Here is a 24,057-nt window from a genome sequence, read left to right on the forward strand (position 1 = left end):
CAAGCAGGTGACCGCGGAGCTGTACGACACCAGGGCGCGACTGCGCGAGGTGGAGGACGCCGCCAGGGAACCGGTGGCGATCGTGGGCATGGGCTGCCGCCTGCCCGGCGGCGCGGCCACCCCGGAACTGTTGTGGCAGCTGGTGGACGGTGGGATCGACGCGGTCCGCGGCTTCCCCCGCGACCGCGGCTGGGACCTGCGGCCCAGCGCGGACTATGCCCAGGTCGGCGGATTCCTGGCCGAGGCGGCCGAGTTCGACGCCGCCTTCTTCGGCATCAGCCCGCGTGAGGCCCTGGCCATGGACCCGCAACACCGGCTGCTGCTGGAAACCACCTGGGAGACCGTCGAGCACGCCGGCATCGACCCGGCCACCCTGCACGGCACCGCCACCGGCGTCTTCGTCGGGTGCAGCAACCAGGACTACCTCGCGGGCCCGCGCACCCTGCCCGCCGAGGTCAGCGGCCACCTGATGACCGGCAACTCCAACGCCGTCGCCTCCGGCCGGATCGCCTACACCCTGGGCCTGTCCGGCCCCGCCGTCACCATCGACACGGCCTGCTCGTCCTCCCTGGTCGCCCTGCACCTGGCCGCCCAGGCCCTGCGCTCCGGCGAATGCGACCTGGCCCTGGCCGGCGGCGTCACCGTGCTCTCCACCGCCGCGGTCTTCACCGAACTGGCCAAACAAGGTGGCCTCGCGGGCGACGGCCGCTGCAAGGCCTTCGCCGCCGCCGCCGACGGCGCCGGCTGGGGCGAAGGCGCCGGAATCCTGCTCCTGCAACGACTCTCCGACGCCGAACGCGACGGCCGGGAAATCCTGGCTGTGCTGCGCGGCTCCGCGGTCAACCAGGACGGCGCCTCCAACGGCCTCACCGCCCCCAACGGCCCGGCCCAGCAACGCGTCATCCGCGCCGCCCTGGCCGCTGCCCGGCTGGCGCCCGCCGAGGTGGACGTGGTGGAGGCACACGGCACCGGCACCGCCCTGGGTGATCCCATCGAGGCGCAGGCACTGCTGGCGACCTACGGGCAGGACCGGGACACCCCGCTGTGGCTGGGTTCGGTGAAGTCGAACCTGGGCCACACTCAGGCCGCGGCCGGGGTCGCCGGGGTGATGAAGATGGTGCTGGCGTTGCGGCACCAGCGGTTGCCGCGAACCTTGCACGTGGACGAGCCGACGCCGCAGGTGGACTGGTCGGCCGGCGCGGTGTCCCTGCTGACCGAGCCGGTGCCGTGGCCGGTGGGGGAGCGGCCGCGGCGGGCGGGGGTGTCCTCGTTCGGGATCGGCGGCACCAACGCGCACGTGATCATCGAGGAAGCCCCGGCCCGGCAGGAGAACGAGCCCACTCCTGTCACTGGTCTGGCCCCCCTCCTTCTCTCCGGCCGCACCCCAGCCGCCCTCCGCGCCCAGGCCGGAAAGCTCCGCGACTTCCTCACCACCCACCCCCACACCCCCCTCTCCGACCTGACCCACTCCCTCGCCACCACCCGCACCGCCTTCCCCCACCGCGCCGTCCTGCTCGCCGACCCCGCCACCCTCGCCGACGGCCTGCGCGCCCTGCACGAGGACACCCCCGCCCCCGGCCTCCTGCACGGCATCGCCCCGCACCCCGCCCGCCCGGTCTTCGTCTTCCCCGGCCAGGGCGCCCAATGGCCCGGCATGGCCACCGATCTGATCGCCAACTACCCCGTCTTCGCCGACCGCTTCACCGCCTGCGCCCAAGCACTCGCCCCCTACCTTGACCGCCCGCTGGCCGAGCTGGCCGCCGACGAAGAAGCACTGTCCAGAGTGGACGTTGTGCAACCCGTGCTGTGGGCGGTGATGGTCTCGCTGGCCGAGCTGTGGCGTTCCTTCGGTGTCGAACCGGCAGCCGTGCTCGGGCACTCCCAGGGCGAGATCGCCGCGGCCTGTGTGGCCGGGATCCTCTCCCTCGATGACGCGGCCCGGCTGGTCGCGTTGCGTAGCCGGGAACTGCTGCCGCTGGCGGGGCATGGTGGCATGCTCTCGGTCACCCTGCATGAGGCGCGGGTGCGGGAGTTGCTGACCCGGTGGGGCGACCGGCTTTCGGTGGCCGCGGTCAACGGACCGGCCACCATCGTGGTCTCCGGCGACGACAGCGCGCTCACCGAACTGGAACGCGAACTGTCCGCCCAACGTGTGCAGCGCTGGCGGATCCCTGGCGTCGACTTCACCGCGCACTCCACCCAGATCGAGCAGATCGCCGGACCGGTCCGCTCCTGCGCCCAGGACATCCGGCCAGGCAAGGCGAACGTGCCTTTCTACTCCACTGTGGACGGTCGATGGGTGGACGGGACCGAGCTGGACGGCGAGTACTGGTACCGCAACCTCCGCCAGACCGTCCGGTTCGCCGAGGCCACCACCGCGTTGCTGACGCAGGGGCATCGGGTGTTCATCGAGGTGAGCGCGCATCCGGTGCTCACCCCGGGACTGACCGAGACCGCGCACGAGTCCGAGCGGGAGGCGGTGGTGGTCGGCACGCTGCGCCGCGAGGACGGCGGGGTGCGCCGGGTACTGGGCGCGCTCGCCGAGGCGCACGTGCACGGCGTGCCGGTGGACTGGACCCAGGTGGTCCCGGGCGCGCGGATCACCCTGCCCACCTACGCCTTCCAGCACGAACGCTTCTGGCTCAGCTCGGGTGCGCCCGAACCGACGGCCGACGGCCTCAGCTACCGGGTCGACTGGATCCCGTTCACCCCAGCGCCTACCCCGCCGGGGACCTGGCTGCTGCTCACCGCCGACGCCCAGGACGCCACCAGCACCGCCCTCGCCGCGGCCCTGGCCGGACAGGCGGAGGTGCTCGAACTGCCCGCGAGCAGCGCCGATCGCGCCGACTTCGCGGACCGGTTGCGGGCGATCGCCACTGAGTACACCGGCGTGCTCTCTCTGCTCGGACTCGCCCCCGGCGAGCACCCCAGCGGACTCTCCGCCGCCCTGGCCGCCACGCTCACCGCCGTGCAGGCTCTCGGCGATGCCGGGATCGAGGCCCCGCTGTGGTGCCTGACCCGCGCCGCCACCGGCATCGAGGAACCCGCCGATCCGGCCCAGGCCCAGCTGTGCGGGCTGGGCCGGGTGGCCGCGGTGGAGCACACCCGCCGCTGGGGCGGCCTGCTCGACCTGCCCGCCGGGGAGTTCGACCCCGCGCTGGTGCTCGCGGCCCTGGGTGGGGCGGGGGAGGAGGACCAGCTCGCGGTGCGCGGCAACGGGTTGCTGGCCCGCCGCCTGGTCCGCGCGCCGAAGACCAGGTCCGTGCGGGACTGGCGGGCCGAGGGCACGGTGCTGGCCACGGTCAGCGTGCCGGTGCTCGCCGGGCACCTGGCCCGCTGGCTGGCCGCCTCGGGCGCGAGTCACGTGGTGCTCGCCGGGGCCGAACCCCCTGACGTCGACCAGTTGCGCGCCGAGCTGGCCGAGGTCCGGCTCACCGTCATCGAACCGGACAGCATCGCCGCACTGGGCAAGCAACTCGCCGCCGACGGGGAACCGGTCCGCACGGTGATCCACGCCGCAGGCACCCGCCCGGCCACCCCGGACGAACTCGCGCCACTGGCCGACCTGGCGCCCGCCGGCCTCGCCCGCGTTCTATCGTCCACAGTGGACAGTCTGGCCGTGGTAACCGAACTGGCCGGGGACAGCGCGGAACTCGTGCTGTTCTCCTCGATCGCCGGCATCTGGGGCAGTGGCGAGCACACCGCGCTCTCCGCCGCCAACGCGCACCTGGACGCCACCGCCCAGCGCCGCCGCGCCACCGGAGCGCCCGGTACCGCGGTCGCCTGGGGCCTGTGGGACTTCGGCTACCAGGTCGACGCCCCGGACTTCGGGCTGCGCCTGCTCGACCCGGCCGCCGCGCTCACCGCGTTGCGCGGCCTGCTCGACCGGGACGAACCCACCGGAGTGCTGGCCGAGGTCGAGTGGACCCGGTTCGCGCCGCTGTTCACCGTGGCCCGGCCCAGCCCACTGCTCACCGGCATCCCGGAGGCCGTCGAGCACAACGCCGGGACCGGCGGCGAACCCGAACTGCTGGCCAGGCTCACCGCACTGGACCCGGCCGCCCGCCGGGCCGCCCTGCTCGACCTGGTGCGCGGGCACACCGCGGCCGTGCTCGGCCACGGCGACCCCGGGGCGATCGAGGCCGGCCGGGCCTTCCAGGAACTCGGCTTCGACTCGATGATCGCGGTGGAGTTGCGCAACAACCTCACCAGGGCAACGGGTTTGCGGCTGCCCACCACGGTGATCTTCGACTACCCGGCCCCCGGCGTGCTCGCCGAACACCTGCACGACGGGCTGTTCGGCGGCCAGGACCAGCCGCTCGTGCTGGCCGAACTGGACCGGCTGGAGAACGCGCTGGCCACCGGAGCCGACGGACTCGACCCCGGCGCCGACGCCGAGATCACCCGGCGGCTCAAGGACCTCCTGGACCGCTGGAACGCCAGGAGACCCGCGGACGGACCGGAGCAGGCCGATATCGGATCCGCCTCCGACGAAGAGCTGTTCGAGCTGATCGACAGCGACTTCGGCAGGCACTGACCAGCACACGACTTTCGCTCTGGGGGCGGTTTAGATGTCGAACGAAGAGAAGCTCCGCGATTACCTCAAGCGGGTCACCACCGACCTGCGGGACACCAGCGCGCGGCTGCGCGAGCTGACCGACAAGGCCAGCGAGCCGATCGCGATCGTCGGCATGGCCTGCCGCTATCCGGGCGGGGTCAGTTCGCCGGAGGATCTGTGGCGCCTGGTCGCCGAAGGCCGGGACGCCATCGCCGGGTTCCCGGCCGACCGGGGCTGGGACACCGAGGGGCTCTACCACCCGGACCCGGACCACTCCGGCACCAGTTACGTGCGCGAGGGCGGCTTCCTCTCCGGCGTCGCCGATTTCGACCCGGCCTTCTTCGGCATCTCCCCGCGTGAGGCCCTGGCCATGGACCCGCAGCAACGCCTGCTGCTGGAAACCACCTGGGAGACCTTCGAGCGCGCGGGCATCGACCCGGCGTCCTTGCGCGGCAGCGCCACCGGCGCGTTCATCGGGTGCAGCACCCAGGACTACATCCACGGCATGAAGCACATCCCGCCGGAGGTCGAGGGTCACCTGATGACCGGCAACGCGGCCGCCGTGGTCTCCGGCCGCCTCGCCTACACCTTCGGGCTGGAAGGCCCGGCGGTCACCGTGGACACCACCTGCTCCTCCTCCCTGGTCGCGCTGCACCTGGCCGTGCAGGCGCTGCGCACCGGGGAATGCGGCCTCGCGCTGGCCGGCGGCGTCATGGTGATGTCCACCGCCTCGGTGTTCGTGGTCTTCTCCCGGCAGCGCGGCCTCGCCCCCGACGCGCGCTGCAAGACCTTCGCGGGCAGCGCCGACGGCACTAGCCTGGCCGAGGGCATTGGCGTGCTGCTGGTGGAACGGCTCTCCGACGCCGTGCGCAACGGCCACCCCGTGCTGGCCGTGGTGCGTGGCTCCGCGGTCAACCAGGACGGCGCCAGCAACGGCCTCACCGCACCCAACGGCCCGTCCCAGCAGCGGGTGATCCGGGCCGCGCTGGCCAACGCCGGACTGGCCGCGGCCGAGGTGGACGCGGTGGAGGCACACGGCACCGGCACCCCGCTGGGCGATCCGATCGAGGCCCAGGCGCTGATCGCCGCCTACGGACAGGGCCGGATGGACCCGCTGCGGCTGGGTTCGATCAAGTCCAACCTCGGGCACACCCAGGCCGCCGCTGGTGTCGCCGGTGTGATCAAGATGGTGATGGCGTTGCGGCACAACCGGTTGCCGCGCACCCTGCACGTGGACGAGCCCACCCCGCACGTGGACTGGACCGCGGGTTCGGTGGAGTTGCTGACCGAGCCGATGGACTGGCCGGACACCGGTCGCCCCCACCGGGCCGGGGTGTCCTCCTTCGGGATCAGCGGCACCAACGCGCACGTGATCATCGAACAGGCCCCCGCCGCGGACGAACCGGAGCGCACCGAGCTGCCCGTGGTGCCCTGGGTGCTCTCCGCCCGCACCGGCGAGGCGTTGCGGGCCCAGGCACACCGGCTGGCCGCGCACCTGGAATCCGCCACCGCGTTCGGTCCGGCCGAGATCGGCCGCACCCTGGCCACCGGCCGCACCGGGTTCGAGCACCGCGCGGTGCTGACCGGCCGCAGCAGGGAGGAACTGCTCGCCGCGGTGCGGGCGCTGGCCGCCAACGCGCAGGCCCCCGGCCTGGTGCAGGGCACGGTGACCCGCGGCCGCACCGCCTTCGCCTTCACCGGGCAGGGCGCGCAACGACTCGGCATGGGCCGGGAACTGCACGAGACCTTCCCGGTCTTCGCCGCCGCCTTCGCCGCGGTGTGCACCGAGCTGGACTTCGACCTGGTCCTGGAGATCTGGGGCGACGAGGAACGGCTCAACCGCACCGAATTCGCCCAGCCCGCGCTGTTCGCCATCGAGGTCGCGCTGTACCGGCTGCTGGAGAGCTGGGGACTGCGGCCGGACGCGGTGGTCGGGCACTCAGTCGGCGAGATCGCGGCCGCGCACGTGGCCGGGGTGTTCTCCCTGGAAGACGCCTGTCGTCTGGTGACCGCGCGGGGCCGGTTGATGCAGGCGCTGCCCGAGGGCGGCGTGATGGTGTCCGTGCGCGTGCCGCTGGCCGAGGTGGAGCCGCTGCTGACCGGCTTGGTCAGCGTGGCGGCGGTGAACGGGCCGGAGTCCGTGGTGATCTCCGGTGCCGAGGCGGAGGTCTCGGCGATCGTGGCGACCCTGGCCGGGCGCGGGGTGAAGACCAAGCAGCTGCGGGTCTCGCACGCCTTCCACTCGCCACTGATGGACCCGATGCTCGCGGAGTTCCGGACCGTGGTCGAGGGATTGTCCTTCGCCAGCCCGGAAATCCCGTTTGTGTCCACTGTGGAGGGTGATCCGGCCACGCCGGAGTACTGGGTGCGGCAGGTGCGGGAGACCGTGCGCTTCGCCGACGCGGTGGCCACCCTGGCCGGGCAGGGCGTGAGCCGGTTCCTGGAGGTCGGGCCGGACGCGGTGCTGGCCGGGATGATCCAGGACTGCCTGCCCGAAGCCGTGGTCGCGCCACTGGTGCGGGCCAACCGGTCCGAGCCGGTCACCCTGACCGCCGCCCTCGGCGCCCTCGCCGTGGCCGGGCACGCCCCGGACTGGCGGCGCTACTTCCCGCCCGCGCGGCCGGTGCTGCTGCCCACCTACCCGTTCCAGCGGGAGCGGTTCTGGGTGGACGGGGCCGAGGCGGTGGCCGAGGCCGTGGCCGGACTGGAACTGGAATCCGACTTCTGGGACGCGGTGGAACGCGCCGACATGTCCGCGCTCTCCGCCGTGCTCGGCGCGGACGGCGCCGGGCAGGAATCCCTGGACGCGGTGCTGCCCATGCTGTCCGCCTGGCGGCGCAGGCGGCGCGATGAGTCCCAGGTGGACCGTTGGCGCTACCGGATCGACTGGCGCCCGATGCCGGTCGGCGACGGCAGGCTCACCGGGAACTGGCTGCTGGTCACCGCGGGCGAAACCCACGGCCTGGACGCCTCGCTGGTCTCGTCGGGCGCCACCGTGCACCGGCTCGATGTGTCCGATGTGGACGATCGGGTCACCCTGACCGCGCGGCTGGCCGGCTACCCGGACCTGACCGGCGTGCTGTGCACCCTCGCCCTGGAGCACACCCCGCGGACCACCCTGGACACCCTCGCGCTGATCCAGGCCCTCGGCGACGCCGAGGTGCCGGCCCCACTGTGGCTGCTCACCCGCGACGCCGCGGAAACCCCGGCACAGGCCCAGCTCTGGGGCCTGGGCCGGGTGCTCGGACTGGAACACCCGCAACGCTGGGGCGGCCTGGTCGACCTGCCCGGACAGCTCGACCAGGTCACCAGGGACCGGCTGTGCGCGGTGCTCGCCGCACCCGGCCATGAGGACCAGCTGCGCCTGCGCGCCGAGGGCGTGTACGTGCGCAGACTGACCCCCGCGCCCACCGGCGGCGCATCGGCCGCGCGCAACTGGCGGCCGCGCGGCACCGTGCTGGTCACCGGCGGCACCGGCGGCCTGGGCGCGGAACTGACCCGCTGGCTGGCCGCCAACGGGGCCGCGCACATCGTGCTCACCAGCCGCAGCGGCCCGAACGCGCCCGGCGCCGCCGAACTGGTGGCCGAAGTCCAGGCACTCGGCGCGCGGGCCACCGTGGCCGCCTGCGACGTCACCGACCGCACCGCACTCGCCGCCCTGGTCGAGGACCTGGCCGCCGCCGGTGACCCGGTCCGCGCGGTCCTGCACGCCGCCGGTGTGGTCGCCACCGGCACCCTGGCCGAGAGCACCCCCGCCGAGTTCGCCGAGATCATCGCGGCCAAGGTCACCGGCACCGCCAACCTGGACGCCGTGCTCGGCGACACCGAGCTGGACGCGTTTGTGCTGTTCTCCTCCACCGCCGGCGTCTGGGGCGGCGGCGGGCACGCCGCCTACGCCGCCGCCAACGCGCACCTGGACGCCTTCGCCGCCCAGCGTCGCGCCCGTGGCCGCACCGCCACCGCGATCGCCTGGGGCGCCTGGGCGGGCAGCGGCAAGGCCGCCGACACCGAGGTCACCGGCTACCTGGCCCGGCGCGGCGTGCGCGGCATGCCGCCCGAACTGGCCCTGCGCGCGCTGCAACAGGCCCTGGACCACGACGACACCTTCGTGCTGGTCGCCGACATGGACTGGCCGCGGTTCGCCGCCGGGTTCACTTCGGCCCGCCCGCGGCCGCTGCTGGACGCCCTGCCCGAACTGGCCGCGGCCGAACCCGCCGCCCCGGTCACCGGCTCCGTCTTCGCCAGGGAACTGGCCGCGATGGAGGAAACCGCGCAACGGCAACGGGTCCTCGCTCTGGTCCGCGAGCACACCGCCGCGGTGCTTGGCTACGCCGAGGCCGCCCGGATCGAACCCGGCCGCAACTTCGCCGACCTCGGCTTCGACTCACTGGCCGCGGTGGACCTGCGCAACCGGCTGCGCACCGCCACCGGCCACGAGGTGCCCACCACAGTCGTCTACGACCACCCCACCGCCGAGGAACTGGCCCGGCACCTGCACGAGCAACTGCTCGGCCAGGGCACCGACTTGCTTCCAGCTGCACTGTCTACTGTGGACGATGATCCGATCGTCATCGTCGGCATGGCCTGCCGCTACCCGGGCAATGTGGGATCCCCGGCCGAACTGTGGGAGCTGCTGCGCGCGGGCAGGCATGCCACCGGGCCGCTGCCCACCGACCGCGGCTGGGACACCCCCGGCCTCTACGACGCCGACCCCGGCGAGGGCGCCACCCGGATCACCGACGGCGCCTTCCTCTACGGCGCAGCGGATTTCGACGCCGCCTTCTTCGGCATCTCTCCGCGTGAAGCCCTGGCGATGGACCCGCAGCAGCGACTGCTGCTGGAAACCTCCTGGGAGGCACTGGAGAACGCGGGCATCGACCCGGCCACGATCCGGGGCAGCCAGGCCGGGGTGTTCGTCGGCACCAACGGCCAGGACTACACCTCGCTGTTCATGGCCGCGGGCTCCGGCGGCCTGGAGGGCTACCTCAGCACCGGCAACGCGGCCAGCATCCTCTCCGGCCGGATCGCCTACACCCTGGGCCTGTCCGGGCCAGCGGTCACCGTGGACACCGCGTGCTCCTCCTCCCTGGTAGCCCTGCACCTGGCCGCGGACGCGCTGCGCCGCGGCGAATGCGCGCTGGCGCTGGCCGGTGGCGTCGCGGTGATGTCCACCCCGGTGGCCTTCACCGAGTTCAGCAAACAGGGCGCACTGGCCCCCGACGGCCGGTGCAAGGCCTTCGCCGCCGCGGCCAACGGCACCGGCTGGGGCGAGGGCGTCGGCCTGCTGCTGCTGGAACGGCTCTCCGACGCCCGGCGCAACGGGCGCCAGGTGCTGGCCATCGTCAAGGGCAGCGCGGTCAACCAGGACGGCGCGTCCAACGGCCTCACCGCACCCAGTGGCACCGCCCAGCAACGGGTGATCCGCCAGGCCCTGGCCACCGCAGGCCTGCGACCGTCCGAAGTGGACGCGGTCGAGGCGCACGGCACCGGCACCGCGCTCGGCGACCCGATCGAGGCCAGTGCCCTGCTGGCCACCTACGGCCAGGACCGCGAGCGGCCGCTCTGGCTCGGCTCGGTCAAGTCCAACCTGGGCCACACCCAGGCCGCCGCCGGCGTTGCCGGAGTGATCAAGATGATCATGGCGATGCGGCACGGAACACTGCCGCGCACCCTGCATGTGGACCAGCCCACCCCGCACGTGGACTGGACCGCCGGGGCGGTGGCACTGCTCACCGAGGACCAGGACTGGCCGCGCAACGGACACCCGCGCCGGGCCGGGATCTCCTCCTTCGGCGTCAGCGGCACCAACGCGCACGTGGTCATCGAACAGCCCGAGGACGCGCCCACCGAGGACGCGCCCACGCCCGGACCCGCGCTGTCCTCCTGGCCGTTGTCCGCCCGCGGCCGCGCTGTCCTGGCCGCCCAGGCCAACCGCCTCACCGCCTGGCTCGCCGAGCACCCCGAGGCCAGCCCCGCCGACGTGGCGCACTCCCTGGCCACCACCCGCACCACACACGAGCACCGCGCCGTGATCACCGGCTCGGACCGCACTGAACTGCTCGCCGGACTCACCGCGCTCGGCCGCGGCGAGACCGCGCCAAACCTGGCCACCGGCGCCGCCACCCCGCACGCCGGACCGGTGTTCGTCTTCCCCGGCCAGGGCGCGCAGTGGGCAGGCATGGCCCTGGATCTGCTGGACACCGAACCGGCCTTCGCGCAACGCCTTGCCGAGGCCGCCACCGCGCTGTCCGAACACCTGGACTTCGCCGTGCTCGACGTGCTGCGCGGGCATCCCGGCGTGCCGCCGCTGGAGCGGGTGGACGTGGTGCAACCGGTGCTGTTCGCGGTCATGGTCGCGCTGGCCGAACTGTGGCGCGCCAGGGGAGTTGTGCCCAGCGCGGTGATCGGGCACTCGCAAGGTGAGATCGCCGCCGCCTGTGTCGCGGGCGCGCTGTCGCTGGCCGATGCCGCCCGGGTGGTCGCGTTGCGCAGCCGCGAGCTGCGCGCGCTGGCCGGGCAGGGCGGCATGCTCTCGGTGATGCTGCCCGAACAGCAGGTCCGCGAACTGCTGGACCGCTGGGAAGACCAGCTCGCCGTGGCCGCCGTCAACGGACCGGCCACCGTGGTGGTCTCCGGCGCGAACGAAGCGCTGCTGGAGTTGGAGACCGAACTGTCCCGCCTCGGTGCGGCCCGCTGGCGCATCCCCGGCGTCGATTTCATCGCCCACTCCGCACAGGTCGAACCGCTCGCCGAGGCGATCAGGGCCGCCGTGCGCCCGATCCGCCCCCAGGCCGCGACCATCCCGTTCTACTCCACTGTGGACGGACGCTTCCTGGACGGCGCCGAACTGGACGGCGAGTACTGGTACCGCAACCTGCGGCACACCGTGCGCTTCGCCGAATCCGTGCGCGGCCTCCTGGACGCGGGTCACCGGATCTTCGTCGAGGTGAGCGCGCATCCGGTGCTCACCCCCGGCATCGAGGAGACCGCGCACGAACACGGCGTCGAGGTGGTGGTGGCCGGATCGCTGCGCCGCGAGGAAAGCGGACCGCGCCGCCTGGCGTTGTCCCTGGCAGAGTTGCACGTCAACGGGGTCGCCGTGGACTGGCGCACCAGCGGCTCCCGGCTGACCCTGCCCACCTACGCCTTCCAGCGCAGCCGGTACTGGGTGGACATGAGCGGGGCCGCGATCCGGGCCGGACAGCGCCAGCAACTGTCCACTGTGGACTCCATGCGGTACCGGGTCGGCTGGACCCGGCTGCCCGACCCGGCCCCGGCCCCGCTGACCGGCCGCTGGCTGCTGCTCACCACGGGCACGGAATCCCGCTACGCCAACGCCCTGCGGGTCCGCGGCGCGGAGGTCGTCGAACACCTCGTGGACCCGGCCGACCCGGACTTCACCACCGTGCTGGCGGAGAACCCGGACTGCACCGGCATCCTGTCCCTGCTCGCCACCGCCGCAACGCCGCATCCCGAACACCCCGCGGTCCCGGCCGGACTGGCCGCCACCCTGGCCCTGCTCCAGGCCATGGCCACCCGGCAGAGCACCGCGAAGCTGTGGTGCGCCACGCACGGCGCGGTCGCGGTGGCCGCACCCGGTGAGGCGCACAGCCCGGACCAGGCCATGATCTGGGGGCTCGGCCGCACCGCCGCCCTGGAGTACCCGGGAAGCTGGGGCGGTCTGATCGACCTGCCCGCCGACCCGGACGAGATCACCCTGGACCGGCTGTGCACCGTGCTCACCGGCCAGGCCGAAGACCAGATCGCGTTGCGGCCCAGCGGTTTCCACGGCCGCCGGATGCGTCGCGCGGCACTGGGATCGACCGCCCCGGTCCGGCACTGGCGCCCGCGCGGCACCGTGCTGGTCACCGGCGCCACCGGCGCGCTGGGCCCGCTGCTGGCCCGCTGGCTGGTCGAGCAGGGCGCCGAGCACCTGGTCCTGGTCAGCCGAGGCGGCGAGGACACCCCCGGCGCGGCCGAACTGCGGGCCGAACTGACCGAGTCCGGCGCCGAAGTGGTCATGGCCGCCTGCGACATCACCCAGCGCGAACAGGTCGCCGACCTGCTGACCGGCCTGCGCGCACAGGGCCACACCGTGCGCTCGGTAGTGCACGCCGCCGCCCTGATCGGACTCGCCCCGATCGCCGGCACCGACCTGCCCGAGGTCGCCGAAGTGCTGGCCGCCAAGGTGCTCGGCGCCCGCCACCTGGACGAACTGCTCGACCCGGCCGAACTGGACGCGGTGGTCCTGTTCTCCTCGCTGGCCGGACTCTGGGGCAGCTCCGAGCACGCCGCCTACGGCGCGGCGAATGCCTACCTGGACGCGCTCGCCCAGCGCCAGCGCGCTCGCGGCATCCCGGCCATCTCGGTTGCCTGGGGTGTCTGGCACGCCGCCAACCCACGTCGAGGGGCCACCGCGGAGACCGCGGTCCAGGCCGGGGAACGGTTGCGGCGACAGGGTTTGCCGTCCTTCGACCCACAACTGGGCTTCCAGGGCCTGCGCGCGGCCCTCGACCACGACGACGCCGCGCTGGCCATCTGCGAGATCGACTGGGACCGGTTCCTGCCGGTGTTCACCCTGAACCGGCCCAGCCACCTGTTCACCGAGGTCCCCGACGCCCAGCGGGTGGAAGGCCCCGGCGACAGCGCGGGCGCCAGCGAACTGGCCACCCGGATCACCGCCCTGCCCGAGGCCGACCAGGAATCCGAACTGCTCGACCTGGTACGGGCCCGCGCCGCCGCCGTGCTCGGCCACTCAGGCGCGGACGCGGTCGAGGAGGACCGGGCCTTCCGGGACCTCGGCTTCGACTCGCTCAGCGCGGTCGACCTGCGCAACGAGCTGAAGACGGTCACCGGCCTGCGACTGCCCGCCACCCTCGCCTTCGACTACCCGACCCCGCGCGAACTGGCCGCGTTCCTGCGCGCCGAACTGCTCGGCGCGGCCGCCACGCCGGTGGCCGCGCTGACCGTCACCGCGGCCAACGACGAGCCGATCGCCATCCTCGGCATGAGCTGCCGCCTGCCCGGCGGGGTCGCCTCGCCCGAGGACCTGTGGACCCTGCTCACCGCTGACGGCGACGCGATCGCCCCGTTCCCCGCCGACCGCGGCTGGGACCTGGACGCCCTCTACCACCCCGACCCGGACAACCTCGGCACCTGCTACGCCCGGGAAGGCGGCTTCGTCCGCGGCGTGGACGGCTTCGACCCGACCTTCTTCGGCATCTCGCCACGCGAGGCGCTGGGCATGGACCCGCAGCAGCGCCTGCTGCTGGAGACCAGCTGGGAGGCATTCGAGCGGGCCGGGATCGACCCGGCCACCCTGCGCGGCAGCCACACCGGCGTGTTCATCGGCGCCGGATTCCAGGGCTACGGCGCGCTCGGCGACGGCCTCACCGGCGGCGCGGCCAGCGTCGCCTCCGGCCGCCTCGCCTACACCTTCGGGCTGGAGGGCCCGACCCTCACCGTGGACACCGCGTGCTCCTCCTCGCTGGTCGCCCTGCACCTGGCCTGCCAGGCATTGCGGGCGGGGGAGTGCACCACCGCGCTGGCCGGTGGCGTCACCGTGCTGTCCACCCCGCTCGGGCTGATCGACTTCTCCCGGCAGCGCGGCCTGGCCCAGGACGGCCGGTGCAAGGCATTCTCCGCCGCCGCGGACGGCATCGGCATGGCCGAGGGCGTGGGCATGCTCATGCTGGCCCGGCTCTCGGAGGCCCAGCGCCTGGGCTACCCGGTGCTCGCGGTGGTGCGCGGCTCGGCGGTCAACCAGGACGGCGCGTCCAACGGCCTCACCGCGCCCAACGGGCCGTCCCAGCAACGGGTGATCCGCCAGGCCCTGGCCAACTCCGGCCTGCGACCGTCCGATGTGGACGTCGTCGAGGCGCACGGCACCGGCACCTCGCTGGGTGATCCCATCGAGGCGCAGGCGTTGCTGGCCACCTACGGGCAGGACCGGGAGGTGCCGCTGCGACTGGGTTCGGTCAAGTCCAACCTGGGCCACACCCAGGCCGCCTCCGGGGTCGCCGGGGTGATCAAGATGGTGCTGGCGTTGCGGCACCACCACCTGCCGCGCACGCTGCACGTGGACGAGCCCTCCCCGCACGTGGACTGGACCGCAGGCAAGGTCGACCTGCTCACCGAACCCGCCGACTGGCCGGAGGCCGGTCAGCCGCGCCGGGCCGGGGTGTCCTCCTTCGGGATCAGCGGCACCAACGCGCACGTGATCATCGAGGCCGCCCCGGACCAGACCCCGGCCGCGGAGGAGCGGACCGAGCCCGCGGTGCTGGTCTGGCCGCTGTCCGGCCGCACCGAGGCCGCCCTGCGCGACCAGGCCGGCCAACTGCTGTCCACTGTGGACACTGATCCGGCCGACCTGGCCTACTCGCTGGTGACCACCAGGACCACCCTGGAACACCGCGCCGTGCTCACCGGCTCCGGCGCCGCGGACCTGCGCGCCGCGCTTGCCGCGCTGGCCGAGGGCCGCCCAGCCGCCGGACTCGCCACCGGCAGCGCCGCCCGCGGCCGCCTGGCCATGCTGTTCTCCGGCCAAGGCGCCCAGCGACCCGGCATGGGCCGTGAGCTGCACGCGGCCTTCCCGGTCTTCGCCGCCGCCTTCGACGAGGTGTGCGCCGGACTCGACCCGGCACTGCCCGAAGTGCTGCGCGAAGACCCGGAACGCCTTGACCACACCGAATTCGCCCAGCCCGCGCTGTTCGCGATCGAGGTCGCATTGTTCCGGCTGGCTGAGTCCTTCGGCCTGACCCCGGCATACCTGCTCGGCCACTCCATCGGTGAACTGGCCGCCGCGCACGTGGCCGGGGTGTTCGACCTGGCCGACGCCTGCCGCCTGGTCACCGCCCGCGCCCGCCTCATGCAGGCGCTGCCCAGTGGCGGGGCGATGATCTCGGTGCGTGCCACGGAGGAGGAAGTCCGGCCGCTGCTCACGGATCAGGTGAGCCTGGCCGCGGTGAACGGCCCGGACTCGGTGGTGCTCTCCGGCGAGGCGGACTCCGTGGCGGAGATCGCCGCGGCGTTCGCCGGGCAGGGCCGCAAGACCAGCAGGCTGCGAGTCTCGCACGCCTTCCACTCGCCCCTGCTGGCACCCATGCTGGCCGAGTTCCGAGCGGTGGCCGAATCCGTGCGTTACCAGCCGCCGCGCATCCCGGTGGTGTCCACTGTGTACGGACGACCGGCCACCCCGGCCGAACTCGGCTCGGCCGAACACTGGGTGCGCAACGTGCGGGACACCGTGCGCTTTGCCGACGGCATCGGCTGGCTGGCCGAGGAGAAGGTCAACCGGCTGCTCGAACTGGGTCCGGACGGCGTGCTCACCGCGATAGCCCGGCAGTCCCTGCCCGCGGACACCCCCGCCTTCGCCGCGCTGCGCAAGGATCGCGCCGAGCCCGCTGCCTTCACCGAGGCACTGGCCGGCCTGTCCGCGCACGGCGTGCCGGTGGACTGGCGGCCACTGGTCACCGGCCTGGGCGCGCAGCGGATCGACCTACCCACCTACCCGTTCCAGCGCGAACGCTTCTGGCCGGACGCCCCGATGCAGCGTTCCGGCGATCTGGCCGCGGCCGGTCAGCAGGCCACCGACCACCCACTGCTGGCCGCCGCGGTCGAACTGCCCGCAGCCGGTGGCGTTGTGCTCACCGGCCGACTGTCCACCCGGACCTGTCCATGGCTGGCCGATCACGTGATCGGCGGCGCGATCCTGTTCCCCGGCACCGGTTTTGTCGAACTGGTCACCAGGGCCGGGGACCAGGCCGGGGTGCCGGTGCTGGAGGAGCTGACCCTGCCCGTGCCGCTGGTGCTGCCCGCCGACGGCTCGGTGCAGATCCAGGTCGCGGTGGCCGCCCCCGACGCCACCGGCCTGCACCCGGTGACCGTGCACGCCCGGCCCGACGAGCAGACCCCGTGGACCCTGCACGCCACCGGCCTGCTCGGCGACCAGGCCCGCCAGGGTCTTTTCGACCACCCGCAGTGGCCACCGGCGGACGCCGAACCGGTCGACCTCACCGAGTACTACCCGGTGTGCGAACGAGCGGGCCTGGCCTATGGCCCGATGTTCCAGGGCCTCAAGACCGCCTGGCGCCGGGGCGATGAGGTCTTCGCCGAGGTGAGCCTGCCCGAGCAGGCTGACGCCGAGGCCGCCCGCTACGGCCTGCACCCGGCCCTGCTCGACGCGGCCCTGCAGAGCGCGGGCGTGCTCGCCGAATCCCTGGACCAGGTCAGCCTGCCGTTCGCCTGGACCGGCTACCGGCTGCACGCCGGTGGCGCGGCCCTGCTCCGGGTGCATGCCCGCAGCACCGGCGAGGGCTCGGTGACGCTGACCGTCGCCGACCACATCGGCGCCCCGGTGGCGACGCTGGAATCGCTGGTCTCCCGCCCGATGACCACCGCGGCGCCGCAGGCCGCCGCGCACCACGACTCGCTGTTCCGCCTGGACTGGACCGCACTGCCCGAGATGGGCCAGACCGACCCGGGAACCGTGGCCTGGCTCGACAGCAACCACCCCGACCTGTCCGGGCTGCGTGCCACCGGGCCGGCTCCTGACCTGGTTCTGTTGTCCTGCACCATTCCCGACGGCGACCAGCCCGCCCGGCTGCGCACCGCCACCCACCAGACCCTGGCCACCCTGCAGGCCTGGCTGGCCGAGGAGCACTTCGGCAACACCCACCTGGCCGTGCTCACCCGGCACGCCGCCCCACCCGCCGCCGACCCGGCGGCCGCCGCGGTCGCCGGACTCGTCCGCTCCGCCCAGTCCGAGAACCCCGGCCGCATCACCCTGGTCGACCTCACCGCCGACCCCGCCGACACCCTGCCCGCCGTCGTCACCGCGGCCATCGCCGCCGGTGAACCCGAGATCTCCGTGCACGACAACGAGATCCGGGCGCCCCGGCTGGCCAGGATGCCGCGGATCGAGGAGTCCGGCGACTTCTCCGCCGAGGGCACCACGCTGATCACCGGCGGCACCGGCCAGCTCGGCGCGGCGGTGGCCCGGCACCTGGTCACCGTGCACGGGGTGCGGCGACTGCTGCTCACCAGCAGGCGCGGCCCGGACGCCCCTGGCGCGGCGGAACTCCAGGCCGAACTGGCCGAGTTCGGCGCACACGCCTGGGTGGTCGCCTGCGACGCCGGCAACCGGCTGGCCCTGGCCGCCCTGCTGGACCGGATCCCGGCCGAACACCCGCTCACCGCCGTGGTGCACACCGCGGGCGTGCTCGACGACGGCGTGCTCGGCTCGCTCACCCCCGAGCGGCTGGACACCGTGCTGCACGCCAAGGCCGAAGCCGCCTGGCACCTGCACGACCTGACCCGCGACCTCGACCTGTCCGCGTTCGTGCTGTTCTCCTCCACCGCGGCCACCATCGGCGGACCCGGCCAGGCCAACTACGCCGCCGCCAACGCCTACCTGGACGCCCTCGCCCGGCACCGGCACCGTCTCGGCCTGCCCGCCCAGTCCCTGGCCTGGGGCATGTGGGCGGGCGACGGCATGGCGGGCAGGCTCAGCGAGGCCGACCGCAACCGCATCGCCCGCGGCGGCGGCGCGGCCCTGGCGGTCGAGGAGGGCCTGGCCCTGCTGGACACCGCCCGCGCGCTGCCCGACGCGGTGCTGCTGCCCATGCGGGTCGCCGCCCCAGCCAACCAGGTCGCGGTGCCCGCCCTGCTGCGCGGCCTGGTGCCACCGAGCAGGCGCAGTGCCGCCGCCCGCAACCAGGCAGGCGCAGGGGAACTCCGCGACCGGCTGGCCGCACTGGAGGAGAACGCACGGCTGGAAGCACTGCTCGCCCTGGTCCGCGAACAGGTCGCGGCCGTGCTCGGCTACCGCGGCGCGACCGAGGTCGAGGCCGGGAAGTCCTTCGCCGACCTCGGTTTCGACTCGCTGACCGCGGTCGAACTGCGCAACGGCCTCACCGCCGCCAGCGGTCTGCGGCTGCCCGCCACCCTGGTCTTCGACTACCCGACCGCCACCGCACTCACCGGCTACCTGCACGACGAACTCTTCGGCGCCGACCACGTCGTCACCACCGTGCCCAGGGCCCGCGTCGGCGAAGATCCGATCGTCATCGTCGGCATGGCCTGCCGCTACCCGGGCGGGATCAGCACACCCGAGGACCTGTGGCAGCTGGTGGACCGGGACGGCGACGCCATCAGCGGCTTCCCCGACAACCGCGGCTGGGACCTGGAACTGCTCTACGACCCCGACTCCGACCGCAACGGCTCCTACGTGTGCGAGGGCGGATTCCTGCACCAGGCCGCCGATTTCGACGCCGCCTTCTTCGGCATCTCCCCGCGCGAGGCCATCGCGATGGACCCGCAGCAACGCCTGCTGCTGGAAACCGCCTGGGAGACCGTGGAACGCGCCGGCATCGACCCCGGCACCCTGCGCGGCAGCCGGACCGGGGTGTTCGCCGGGCTGATGTACCACGACTACGGCAGCCGGGTCATGCACGCCATCCCCGAGGACCTGCTTGGCTTCCTGGGCAACGGCAACTCCGGCTCCATCCTCTCCGGCCGCCTCGCCTACACCCTCGGCCTGGAAGGGCCCGCGGTCACCGTGGACACCGCCTGCTCCTCCTCACTGGTCGCCCTGCACCTGGCCGTGCAGGCCCTGCGGTCGGGGGAATGCGATCTGGCGCTGGCCGGTGGCGTCACCGTGATGGCGCTGCCCGGGCCGTTCGTGGAGTTCTCCCTGCAGGGCGGACTGGCCCGCAACGGGCGGTGCAAATCCTTCGCCGCCGCGGCCGACGGCACCGGCTGGTCCGAAGGCGTGGGCCTGCTGCTGGTGGAACGCCTTTCCGACGCCCGGCGCAACGGGCACCAGGTCCTCGCGGTCGTCCGCGGCAGCGCGGTCAACCAGGACGGCGCGTCCAACGGGCTGACCGCCCCGAACGGACCGTCCCAGCAACGCGTCATCCGCCAGGCACTGGCCACCGCGGGCCTGCGACCGTCCGATGTGGACGCTGTCGAAGCCCACGGCACCGGCACCACCCTGGGCGACCCGATCGAGGCCCAGGCACTGCTGGCGACCTACGGCCAGGACCGGGAGATCCCGCTGTGGCTGGGCTCGATCAAGTCCAACATGGGCCACACCCAGGCCGCCGCCGGTGTCGCCGGGATCATCAAGATGGTGCAGGCCATGCGGCACGGCACCCTGCCCCGCACCCTGCACGTGGACGAACCCTCCCCGCACATCGACTGGTCCGCCGGTGAAGTCCGGCTGCTCACCGAACCGGTCGCGTGGCCGGAGACCGGACGGCCCCGCCGCAGCGCGGTGTCCTCCTTCGGGATCAGCGGCACCAACGCGCACGTGATCCTGGAACTCCCGGACACCCCGGCCCCGCGGCCCACGACGCCCAGCACGCTCCCGGTGCCCTGGCTGCTCTCCGGCCGCACCGAGGCGGCGCTGCGGGACCAGGCCGCCCGGCTGCGGACCTTCGCCGAGGGCGGGATCGACCCGGCCGACATCGGCTTCTCACTGGCCACCGGCCGCACCCGGTTCACCCACCGGGCAGCGGTCATCGGCGCCGACCGCGCCGAACTCCTCGCGAAGCTGGACGCCCTGGCTCGCGGCGAGTTCGCCGCCGACCTCCCGGCCGGCGCCGCCCGCGCCACCGGCCGGACCGTGTTCGTCTTCCCCGGACAGGGCTCGCAGTGGACCGGCATGGCCGCCACGCTGCTCGCCGAGGAACCGGTGTTCGCGGCCAGGATGGCCGAATGCGCGGCCGCCCTGTCGTCCTTTGTGGATTGGAAACTGCCGGAGGTGCTCACCGACGAGGAGGCCCTCACCCGGGTCGACGTGGTGCAGCCCGCATTGTGGGCGGTGATGGTCTCGCTGGCCGAACTCTGGCGTGCGCACGGCGTCGAACCGGCCGCGGTGATCGGGCACTCGCAGGGTGAGATCGCCGCCGCCTGCGTGGCCGGTGCACTGTCCCTTGTGGACGGTGCCAGGGTGGTCGCGCTGCGCAGCAAGGCCATCCGGGCCCTGGCCGGACACGGCGGCATGGTCTCGGTGCACCTGCCGGTCGAGCAGGTCACCGAGCGGATCACCCGCTGGGGCGGCGCGCTCTCGGTCGCCGCGGTCAACGGACCGGCCACCGTGGTGGTCTCCGGCGAGGTGGGCGCACTAGAGGAACTGCTCGCCGCCTGCGCCAGGGACCAGGTACGGGCCCGGCGGATCGCGGTGGACTACGCCTCACACTCCGCCCAGGTCGAACGGATCGAGGCCGAACTCCTGGAACTGCTCGCCCCGATCAGCCCACGCGCCGCGACCATCCCATTCCAGTCCACAGTGGACGGTGACTGGCTGGACGGCACGGAACTGGACGCGGCCTACTGGTACCGGAACCTGCGCGGCACCGTCCGCTTCGCCGAGACCACCCAGGCCCTGGCCGAGTCAGGGCACGAGGTCTTCGTCGAGGTCAGCCCGCACCCGGTGCTCACCATGGCGGTGCAGGAGATCCTGGACACCACCGGCACCGAGGCGGTGGTCACCGGATCACTGCGCCGGGAGGACGGCGGCCGGTCCCGCTTCCTCATCTCGCTGGCCGAACTGCACGTGCGCGGCGTCCCGGTGGACTGGCGCCCGGTCTTCCCCGGCGCGACCAGGGTGGACCTGCCCACCTATGCCTTCCAGCACCAGCGCTACTGGCTGGAGGCGGCCACCGGCTGGACCGGCGACCTGACCTCGGTCGGCCAGCAGAACACCGGCCACCCACTGCTGGGCGCCGCGGTCGCACTGCCCGGCTCCGGCGGCATGGTGTTCACCGGACGGCTGTCCCTGACCACCCACCCCTGGCTGACCGACCACCGGGTCGGCGGCCTGGCGATCTTCCCCGGCACCGGATTCCTGGAACTGGCCCTGCACGCGGGCGGGCACGTCGGCTGCGACCGGATCGAGGAACTCACCCTGGCCGCCCCGCTGGTGCTGCCCGACCGCGGCGGCGTGCTCGTCCAGCTCGCGCTCGGCGCGGCCGAGGAACACGGGCGCCGCACCCTCACCGTGCACTCCCGCCCGGACCAGCCCGACGCCGAGGACGCCTGGACCAGCCACGCCCACGGCGCGCTCACCCCGGCGGGCCACGCCGGGACCGCGCTCACCGAGTGGCCACCGGCCGAGGCGGAACCCGTTGACGTGGACGGGTTCTACGACAGCCTCAACGGCGGCATCGAGTACGGGCCCGCCTTCCAGGGCCTGCACACGGTGTGGCGGCGGGATAACGAGTTGTACGCCGAGGTCACCCTGCCCGCGGACGCCGAGGCCAACCGGTTCGCCCTGCACCCGGCGCTGTTCGACGCCGTCCTGCACACCGTCGGCCTGAGCGAGCTGGTCGAGTCGGGCGCGGCCCTGCCGTTCTCCTGGACCGGCGTCACCCTGCACGCCGTCGGGGCCGCGGCCCTGCGCGCCAGGGTGCGGATCACCGGTGCGGACACCCTGTCCATCACCCTGGCCGATCCCGAGGGCAACCCGGTGGCCACCGCCGACTCGCTGCTGGTGCGCGCGATTCCGGCCGCCGACCGAACGGTCGGTAGACACCACGACAACCTGTTCGGCCTGGCCTGGACCCCGCTGCCCACGACGGCGCACCCCGCTCCGTCCCACGTGTGGCTGGCCGCGGACGCCGAGCCCGACCTGAACGCGCTCGCCGAGGCCGCCCCCGAACTGGTGTTCCTGCCCTGCCCGCCGGTCACCGGCGACCTGCCCACGGCCACCCGCGCGGCCACCGGCCGGGTGCTGGCCGTCGTGCAGGCCTGGTGCGCCGACGAACGACTGGCCGCCAGCCGCCTGGTCGTGCTCACCCAGGGCGCGGTGTCCGTGGCCGGGGAAGAGGTCGCCGACCTCGCCGGAGCCGCGCTCTGGGGCCTGGTCCGCTCCGCCCAGTCGGAGAACCCGGACCGGATCATCCTGCTGGACAGCCCCGAACCCGACCGTCGCACCCTGCCCGCCCTGCTTAACTCCGAAGAGCCGCAGCAGGCGGTGCGCGCCGGGGTGCTGACCGTGCCCCGGCTCACCAGGGTGCCGCGGGCCGGGTCCGAACCGGTCTGGCCGACCGAGGGCACGGTGCTGATCACCGGCGGCACCGGCGCACTCGGCGCGGAGGTCGCCCGGCACCTCGCCGCCAACCACGGTGTGCGGGACCTGCTGCTGCTCAGCCGCCGCGGCCCGGACGCCCCGGGCGCGGCCGAGTTGCGGGCCGAACTGACCGATCTCGGCGCGCGGGTGACCATCCGGGCCTGTGACGCCGCCGACCGGACCGCCCTGTCCGCCGCCCTGCGCGGGGTCGAGCTGGCCGCGGTGGTGCACACCGCAGGGGTGCTCGATGACGGCGTGCTCGGCTCACTCACCCCGGAACGCCTGGACCGGGTCTTCGCCCCGAAGGTCGACGCTGCCTGGCATTTGCACGAACTCACCCGCGAGGCCAACCTGTCCGCGTTCGTGCTGTTCTCCTCGGTGGCCGGACTGCTCGGCGCGGCCGGACAGGGCAACTACGCGGCCGCCAACACCTTCCTGGACGCACTGGCCGGCCACCGCCGCGCCCTCGGCCTGCCCGCCGTCTCGCTGGCCTGGGGCCTGTGGGCCAAGGACACCGGCCTGACCGAGACCCTCAGCGACACCGACCGCTCCCGGATCCGCCGGGACGGCGCCGTCGCACTGTCCACAGTGGAGGGAATGGCGCTGCTGGACACCGGAGCCGCACTCGGTCAGGCGCTGCTGGTGCCGATGCGGGTCGACCCGAGGGCCCAGGCCGCCCGCGGCCCGGTGCCGCCACTGCTGCGCGGGCTGGTCCCGCCCCGGCGGCGGGCCGCGGCCACCGGCGGACCGGCGGAGATCGCCGGCCTGCGGGAGACACTGGCCGGGCTGGCGGAGAAGGCCCAGCAGGAGCTGCTGCTGGCGCTGGTCCGCGACCTGGCCGCAGGCGTGCTCGGCCACGCCTCCGGGTCCGCGGTCGAGGCCACCCAGAAGTTCCAGGAGGTCGGCTTCGACTCGCTGACCGCACTGGAACTGCGCAACGGCCTCACCGCGGGCACCGGCCTGCGGCTGCCCGCCACGCTCGTCTTCGACTACCCGACCCCGGTCGCGCTGGCCGAGTACCTGCGCGAGCAACTCGTCCCGGCGGCCCGGACCGCGAACGAGCTGCTGCTGGACGGACTCGACCAGCTCGACAGCGCGCTCACCGGCGCCGACGAGCAACTGCTCGGCACCGTGCGCGCCCGGTTGCAGGCCCTGCTCGCCCGGACCGCGCCCACCGCCGGACGGGACCTGGCCGGGGAGATGGCCGCGGCCAGCGCCGAGGATGTGCTCAGTTTCATCGACCGGGAATTCGGTCAGTCGACGGGGGAAAGCCGATGAGACACCTTCTGTCAACCTCAGGCCGCCGACGGCGGGTGGAGGGCCTGTTGTCGGTTGCGAAGGTGAACGGTTTCGTCGTAGCGGACGCCTCGGGTGAGGCAGTGCCACAGAATTTCCAGCCACCGGTTAGCCAGGGCACGCAGGGCGC

2 protein-coding genes are annotated in these 24,057 nt (G+C 73.7%); both read left to right on the forward strand.

The window, feature by feature from the left end:
- Positions 1–7: 7 nt before the first annotated feature.
- A complete protein-coding gene (locus tag ACTOWY_RS38930) occupies positions 8–4,537 on the forward strand; it encodes an acyltransferase domain-containing protein (protein ID WP_441314609.1) in 4,530 nt (1,509 codons plus the stop codon).
- 34 nt (positions 4,538–4,571) lie between these two features.
- Positions 4,572–23,909: a type I polyketide synthase gene (locus ACTOWY_RS38935; RefSeq protein ID WP_441314608.1), complete on the forward strand. Its 19,338-nt coding sequence runs from the start codon at positions 4,572–4,574 to the stop codon at positions 23,907–23,909.
- The last annotated feature ends 148 nt before the right edge of the window (positions 23,910–24,057 follow it).

The sequence above is a fragment of the Crossiella sp. CA198 genome (assembly GCF_052078295.1).
In the GTDB taxonomy this organism is placed as follows: domain Bacteria; phylum Actinomycetota; class Actinomycetes; order Mycobacteriales; family Pseudonocardiaceae; genus Crossiella.